Origin of the sequence: Bradyrhizobium sp. (assembly GCF_035273305.1) — a bacterium.
Classification (GTDB): domain Bacteria; phylum Pseudomonadota; class Alphaproteobacteria; order Rhizobiales; family Xanthobacteraceae; genus Bradyrhizobium.
Genome location: NZ_DATEPI010000187.1, coordinates 1 through 7429 on the forward strand (window position 1 = coordinate 1; position 7429 = coordinate 7429).

The following is a 7429-nucleotide window of genomic DNA, read 5'->3' on the forward strand; positions in this document are numbered from 1 at the left end:
CAGGCCGAACTGCCGCTCCAGATCGAGCGGCGACAGCATCTGTCGGCCGATCACGCTTGCCGCGAAGCCGGGCGCATATTTGTCCACGGTCGCGATCATCAGATTGCCGACTTCCTCGCGATGGTCGTCCCACGATTTGCCGTCGGGCAGTTGCGGAGCGACGTGCTGGCAGAACAGGCTCGCCACGTGCCGATCCGGCGGGCAGAGCGTATCGTCCAACATCGATGGGATCAGCACCTCGATCACCGGCTCGCGGCTCCAGCCCTGCGCCCGCGCGTCGTGCCAGGCGCGATCCATATAACCAAGGCTCGGACCGATGATGATGCCGGCAGAAAGATGATCGCCAGGACCGGGTAGCGCGGCAAAGGAGGGCAGTGTGCTCAGCGCCACGTTCATGCGGAACGTGCCAGAGGCGTTGCGCCAATTGCCGATGCGAGCGAGAAACGCCGGCGGCAACGCATCGGCTGGCACCAGCCCCGTGTACAGCAGCTTCGGGTTGACGCCTGAGACGACATATTTGGCGCGGATGGTCTCGCCGCTATCGAGGATGATGCCGGCGGCGCGATCGCGCTCAACGATCACCTCGCGCACGCCGCCTTCCAGCTTGATCTCCGCGCCTTGGCCGCGCGCGGCGCTGGCCATCGCCTGCGTGATCGCACCCATGCCACCGATGGCGTGGCCCCACACACCCTTTTTGCCGTTCACCTCGCCGAATGCGTGGTGCAGCATCACATAGGCCGATCCTGCCGCGTAGGGGCTGGCGTAGTTGCCGACGATGGCGTCGAAGCCGTAAAGCGCCTTCACCAGGTCGGTCTCGAACCGCTCATCGAGTATTTCGCCGGCCGAGCGCGTGAACAGATCGAGTAACGAGCGCTGCTGATCCAGCGAAAGCCTCCGCAGGATATGAGCCGTACCCAGCGCGTTGAAGGCTTCGCGCACCGCGCCGGCGCCAAATCCCTCAACGAGGTTCGGAGGCGCGCGCAGCACAAACGCGCGCAGCACGTCGGCGATTACCTCCAGCTCACGGTTGAACGCGTCGATACCATCCGCGTCGCGCTGGCTGAGCTTGGCGAGCGATTTCCGGGTGCGGCCCTCGCCGGTCAAGAGATAGCTGCCATCCGGCGCGGGCAGAAAATTCTGGGCGCGCCGTTCGACGATTTTCAAGCCGTGATCATGCAGCTTCAGATCGGAGATGATCCGCGGATTGAGCAAACTGACAGTGTAGGCGGCGACCGAATTGCGGAAGCCCGGATGAAACTCCTCGGTCACCGCGGCGCCGCCGACGACGCCGCGGCGCTCGACCACCGTCACGCGCAGGCCGGCCATTCCCAGATACGCCGCGCAAGTGAGGCCATTGTGCCCGGCGCCGATGATGACAACGTCCGTCTCTGGCATATCGACTTCAGCAAGATTTGACCGGTCGCGCCTTATCGGCGCTTGCCCTACTGCTTAGCGAACACGTGCATGACAGAACAGCGGCAAGTGAAGATTTTGCTGCCGCCGCCCACATTGCCGGTAATGCCCGCCTGTGCTCCATTTGCCGCTTCGGTACGCGTGATGCCGCAATTCCGGCCGCCGCCGGGTTCAACCCGGAGTTTTCATGAATTCAGCTGATTCGCCCGCTGTCGCGGACCAGCCTGCGAGTACCCGAAACCGGCTGGTGCTGATCGTCTACACCGCCGCGATCTTCGTCAGTGCGCTGTTGCTGTTCTCGGTCCAGCCATTGTTCACAAAAATGGTGCTGCCCCGACTCGGCGGCTCGCCGGCGGTGTGGTCGGTCGCCATGGTCTTCTTCCAGTCACTGCTACTGGCCGGTTATGGCTATGCGCATTACCTCATCAGGATCCGCAGCCGGATCGTGATGACGGGGGCCCATCTGGTGCTGCTGGTGATCGCGCTGTTGTCGCTGCCGCTGTCGATCGCCAGCGGGTGGGGCGAGCCGCCAAATTCAGGTTATGCGTTCTGGTTGCTAGGGCTGTTCGCGGTGTCGATCGGCCTACCGTTCTTCGCGCTGGCTGCGAACAATCCGCTGCTGCAGGCATGGTTCTTTCGGACCGGTCATCCCAGCGGCCCCGACCCGTACTTCCTTTATGCCTCCTCGAACATCGGCAGTTTTCTGGCGCTGTTGTCATACCCGGTGCTGCTGGAGCCAATGTTCACGCTGCGCACGCAAAACCTGATCTGGACCGGAGGCTTTGGCCTACTGATCGTTTTGATCGCGCTTTGCGCGGCGTTGTTGCTGGGTTCACCGACATTAGCCGTCGATGCGCCGGCCGAAGACAAAATCAGCGCGCCGCCAGCGTGGCTGTTGCGCGGGCGCTGGATCTTTCTCGCCGCTGTCCCCTCCGGCCTGTTGATCGCGGTAACCGCGCATATCTCCACGGACGTTGCGGCGGCGCCACTATTATGGGTGCTGCCGCTGTCGCTTTATCTCCTCACATGGGTGCTGGTGTTCCAGTCGCGCCCGGTACTGCCTCACAAATGGATGCTGATGCTGCAGCCGGTCGCCATCGCCGGCGTTGTCGTACTGCTGGCTTTTGGCGGCGAACAAAACCTGCTGCTGACGCTCGGCGGCCATCAGCTCTGTTTCTTTATTATTGCGATGGCTTGTCATGGCGAGCTGGCACGCACCCGGCCGAGCGCAAACTATCTCACCGGTTTCTACGTTGCGCTATCGTTCGGCGGCATGGTCGGCGGACTGTTCGCGGGCCTGCTCGCGCCGTTCGCGTTCTCATGGGTCGCGGAATACCCGATCCTGTTGGCGCTGGCGGCGCTATGCCGGCCGGCCAGCCCGGAACGTTTGCGCGGTTGGAGCGCCTGGTACTGGCCATTCCTGGCGGTGGTTGCCTCGGCCTTGATGGCGCCCTCTTACGTCGACGGCAAGGTTATGACCTGGCTGGAGGCACATCGGCTCTGGATCATCGGCGCGGTCGGCGTGCTCTCGGCCGTCATGGCGCTCGGTTTGAATGCGGAGCGCCGAAAGATATTTGCCACTGTCGTGCTGGCGCTGGTGCTGATCCGGGTTTATCCGGCGGACGAGGGGCGGGTGGAGACGGTGCGCAGCTTTTTTGGCGTGCACAAGATTCTCGTGACGCCGCGCGGGCAGTATCACGTGCTGATGCACGGGACGACCATTCACGGCGCGCAGAAATTCCAAAACGATGACGGCACGCTCGTCACCGGAAAGCCGGAGCCGATCACCTACTATCATCAAAGCGGCGGGATAGGGCAGGCGATCACGGCGCTTCGCGAACGCAAAGGCGGACCGCTGCGGGTTGCCGTGATCGGGCTCGGCGCCGGCACACTCACTTGCGCTTCGGAGCCGGGCGAGACGTGGAAGTTTTTCGAAATCGATCAGACCATGGTCGATACCGCCCGCGATCCAAAATATTTCAGTTACATCCAAAGCTGCGCGCCGAACCTGAAACCGGTGATCGGGGACGCGCGGCTGACATTCGCGAGAGAACCGGACGGCCTCTACGATCTGATCATCGTCGATGCCTATTCGTCCGATGCAATCCCGATCCATCTCGCCACCGAACAAGCGATGGCGATCTACAAGGCCAAGCTCGCCGCGCGCGGAGCGGTATTGATGCACGTCTCCAACCGGCACCTGGAGCTCGCCAGCGTGGTGGTCGGCATCGCCGGCGCCAACGACCTGAATAGCTGGGTCTTCAACGAGGACTCAGATCGCGACAACGAATACATTTTCGCGACGCAAGTCGTTGTTTCGGCTCGCAACGAGGACGATGTTGGCACGCTGGCCACATCGGGGCAGTGGGCCATGACCGAAGCCGATGAAAACCAGAGGGTATGGACCGACGATTATTCCAACGTGCTTGGGGCCGTGTTGCGGCGGCTGCGTCCCCGCGAAGAGTAATGGGCGCTGCCCCCGGGCTAAATCATTTGCCTGCCTGATCGAAGGACCCGCCTCAGAGATGGCGCGCCATCTCTGCAATTTCTGGCGCACACCTTGCGCAAAGCTGATACGCTTTACTGGTCTGCATCCACGTTCGATAATGGCGCGCATGCACAGGCGAGAGTTCATTACACTTCTCGGCGGCGCGGCGATTGTTTTGCCGCGCCCTGCGGCGGGGCAGCAGCATTTCACGATCGGGCTGCTCAACACCGGCGCCAGCACGGTCTTCGTCGGGCCGTTTATGGCCAAACTCGAGGAGCTCGGCTATCGTGAAGGCAAGAATGTTGTTCTCGACCGCAGGTTTGCAGAGGGTAGCACGGAGCGCTTAAACGAATTTGCCGCAGATCTGGTACGCAAACGTGTGGACGTTATCGTTACCCTCGGGACGCCCGCCGCATTCGCTGCCAAGAAAGCCACGAGCACAATTCCCATCGTGCTAGGAGCGATTAGCGACCCCGTCGGCGTCGGTGTTGTCGCAAGTCTGGCCCGCCCCGGCGGAAATGCGACGGGCAACTCGTTGATGGCGCCTGAATTGAGCGCCAAACGTCTGGAAATACTTCGCGCGCTCGCACCAGGAATCTCGCGCTTTGCCATCCTGTGGGATTCATCAAATCCCGGCATGGCGGCGCGCGTTCACGAGACCAAAATAGCGGCCGATCAGTCGCACGTTTTTCTCCACGTCGTTGGGCCGAGGAATATTGATGAGCTGGAGGCCGCTTTCACAGAGCTGCTGAATCTGCATCCAGACGCGCTGCTGGTGACCACCGAGACGTTCACACGGCAGCATCTCGCCCGGATACTCGACTTTGCGAACCGAAATAAAATTCCAGCGATGTTCGAGGATAGTTCGTACGTCGATGCCGGCGGGCTGATGTCGTATGGGCCCGACTATCAGGAGGTGTTCCGGACCGCGGCCGTATTCGTAGACAAGATCTTGAAAGGCGCGAAGCCCGCCGACCTGCCGATCCAGCAGCCGACGAAATTCCAGCTCGTCATCAATCTCAGGACCGCGACGGCGCTCGGGATTGAAATTCCCCCGACTTTGCTGACCATGGCTGACCGGGTGATCGAATGAAAGCCGGGCGAGTTGCGATGCCCAAGTGTCATCGGGCGTCATCGACAGGGTATCAATTCCGGCTCAGGAGATGAGCAATGTCCGAAACCGACAAGGTGTTCACCGGCTCGATAGCGGAAAATTACGACCGATATCTGGTGCCCCTGATATTTGAAGGTTTCGCCCAGGACATTGCGCGCCGCGTCGCCGGACTCTCGCCCGCTGCGGTTCTGGAGACCGCTGCGGGCAGCGGCGTCGTCGCCCGAGCATTGGCGCCGCGGCTTGGCCGGGATGCTCGCTATGTAGTGACCGATCTCAACCAGCCGATGCTCGACTACGCGGCCAGCCGACAGCCGCCGGACAGCCGGATCAGTTGGCGTCAGGCCGATGCACTGGCGCTGCCCTTTGAGCCGGCCAGCTTCGATGTCGTCTGTTGCCAATTTGGGGTGATGTTCTTTCCGGATCGCCACGCGGGATTCCGTGAGGCCAGGCGCGTGTTGAAGCCAGGTGGATCTTTCGTGTTCAACGTATGGGATCGGATAGAGGAGAACGTGTTCGCGAACGACGTGACCAACGCGCTCGCGGAGATTTTTCCTGGCGACCCACCGCGCTTTTTGGCGCGGACGCCGCATGGCTATCACGAGACCGCAGTGATCAAGCGCGAGCTGAACGCGGCAGGCTTCTCCAATGTGACTATTGACACCAAAGCCGAGCAAAGCCGCGCGTCTTCTCCGCACCATCCTGCAGTTGCTTACTGTCAGGGAACTCCGTTGCGTAACGAAATCGAAGCCAGAGATGCGAACAAACTGGATGCCGCAACCGACTACGCGGCGGCCAGAATCGGCGAGCGACACGGCAGCGGCGAAGTTGCGGCAAAAATCCAGGCTCACATCGTCACGGCTAGAGATTAGCATCCCGCGCTGCTGAGGCGCCTCGCTAACGCAAGCGGTTCGAGCCGACCCTAAGCGGCTCGAACAATCTACGTGCTAATCTTGATACGAGAACAGGCCGCGTGATTGATAATACGGGCGCGGCGCATAGCCCTGCTGAGCGCCATACTGAGGCGCGTAGCCGCGGTTCTCGTAATACTGATATTGCGGCTGCGGACTCGCCTGCGCGCCGTAGAGCCGACGAGTGCCGCGCGGCGCCGGGTACCGCGCACCATCTGAACTGCCGTCTGCCGGATAGATGTAATTGTCATCCGGCCGTTCCTGCGCATACCGGCCCGACGATTGCTGTCGCGGCGTCAGCACGATCGGATCGCCGGCGCCGTCGTATTGCGGAGCATATTGATCGCCCTGCTCGCGGCGCGCGACGGCGGTATTGCGACGGCCCCGCGGGTGACGCGCCAATGCGATCTGAGATGAACCCGTCAGCGTCACAGTGGTGTTGAGCACGCCGTCTTTTTCAACCAGCGCATAGAGGGTCGAAGCGTTGTCGCGGGATAGTCGCACGCAGCCGTGCGAAACTGGCGAGCCGAGGCTTGCTTCGGATTCCGTGCCGTGGATGGCGTGCCCGATCTTGGTGAAAAAGATCGAATGCGGCATCGGAGCGTCGTCGAATTCCTTTGAGAAGTGGTCTTCCTCCATGCGGAAGGTTCGGAATGTGCCATTCGGCGTCTCGTGCGAAGGATTGCCGGTGGAAACCGGCCAGTGGTAGCGCTCGACGCCATCGACCGCCACGGTCATCATCTGTTCGCTCTTGTCGACGGTGATGGAGATTTTGGCCTGAGCCGCGCCGGTGGCGGCGAAAAGTGCGAGACCAGCACAAGCAACGAGAAGGGAACGCATGTTTGGTTTGGCCTCCAGCCTTGATTTCAACGCCACTCACCGTCCCCGTCTCTATATGCTCGAAATCGGCTTTTGTTCCAGAGAGGTGCCGGTTCACCGTCGTGCGGGGTGCGAAATACCGTTAATACCGGGTGGGGCGCAAACAAGGCAGCGGAGCGATTTGCGGGAGCGGTCGACCCCAACTTCTCGTGAGCGGACCGCCGGGCCGCGAACCGGCCCATGTCTGAACAACTTTAAGGCACCGGGCATGATGGCTGGCGCCTTGCGTGCGCGAAGGCCGCTCAATTCTTCAGCCGATACCCAGTCTTGAATATCCACCACACCGCGACCATGCAGATGGCGAGAAATGCCAAGGTCATGCCGACACTCAAGCCCACGCTTACGTCGGAGATTTCGTAGAAGCTCCAGCGGAAACCGCTGATCAGGTAAACCACCGGGTTAAGCAGGGTGATCGTGCGCCAGGTCGGCGGCAGCATGTTTACGGAATAGAAGCTGCCGCCAAGGAAAGTCAAAGGGGTGACCACCAGCATCGGGATCATCTGCAGCTTTTCGAAACCGTCCGCCCAGATCCCGATGATGAAACCGAACAGGCTGAAGGTCACCGCGGTCAGCACCAGGAACGCCAACATCCAGAACGGATGGTGAATGTGCAACGGCACGAACAGC

At 61.4% G+C, this 7429-nt stretch carries 6 protein-coding genes; 3 read left to right on the forward strand and 3 right to left on the reverse strand.

What is annotated here, in order from left to right:
- A partial coding sequence (locus VJV58_RS13075; RefSeq protein ID WP_324137772.1) for an NAD(P)/FAD-dependent oxidoreductase occupies positions 1-1395 on the reverse strand: 1395 nt, incomplete at its 3' end.
- A 205-nt stretch (positions 1396-1600) separates the two neighbouring features.
- On the opposite strand from VJV58_RS13075, the gene VJV58_RS13080 reads away from it, so the two are divergent.
- From VJV58_RS13080 to VJV58_RS13090, 3 genes are all read left to right on the forward strand, one after another.
- Complete coding sequence (locus VJV58_RS13080; RefSeq protein ID WP_324137773.1) at positions 1601-3880, forward strand: class I SAM-dependent methyltransferase; 2280 nt, start codon at positions 1601-1603, stop codon at positions 3878-3880.
- A 139-nt stretch (positions 3881-4019) separates the two neighbouring features.
- Entirely contained in the window at positions 4020-4994 is a 975-nt protein-coding gene (locus VJV58_RS13085; RefSeq protein WP_324137774.1) for an ABC transporter substrate-binding protein, read from the forward strand.
- 77 nt (positions 4995-5071) lie between these two features.
- Positions 5072-5884, forward strand: a complete 813-nt coding sequence (locus VJV58_RS13090; RefSeq protein WP_324137775.1) for a class I SAM-dependent methyltransferase — start codon at positions 5072-5074, stop codon at positions 5882-5884.
- A 75-nt stretch (positions 5885-5959) separates the two neighbouring features.
- Here the strand turns inward: VJV58_RS13090 and VJV58_RS13095 are convergent, their stop codons facing one another.
- Both VJV58_RS13095 and VJV58_RS13100 read right to left on the reverse strand, forming a co-directional pair.
- A complete protein-coding gene (locus VJV58_RS13095) occupies positions 5960-6763 on the reverse strand; it encodes a L,D-transpeptidase (RefSeq protein WP_324137776.1) in 804 nt (267 codons plus the stop codon).
- A gap of 281 nt (positions 6764-7044) precedes the next feature.
- A partial coding sequence (locus tag VJV58_RS13100) for an ABC transporter permease (RefSeq protein ID WP_324137777.1) occupies positions 7045-7429 on the reverse strand: 385 nt, incomplete at its 5' end.

Coding starts and splice junctions, on each gene's coding strand:
- VJV58_RS13080 (WP_324137773.1), top strand. CDS start 1,601: ATGAATTCAGCTGATTCGCCCGCTGTCGCGGACCAGCCTGCGAGTACC.
- VJV58_RS13085 (WP_324137774.1), top strand. CDS start 4,020: ATGGCGCGCATGCACAGGCGAGAGTTCATTACACTTCTCGGCGGCGCG.
- VJV58_RS13090 (WP_324137775.1), top strand. CDS start 5,072: ATGTCCGAAACCGACAAGGTGTTCACCGGCTCGATAGCGGAAAATTAC.
- VJV58_RS13095 (WP_324137776.1), bottom strand. CDS start 6,763: ATGCGTTCCCTTCTCGTTGCTTGTGCTGGTCTCGCACTTTTCGCCGCC.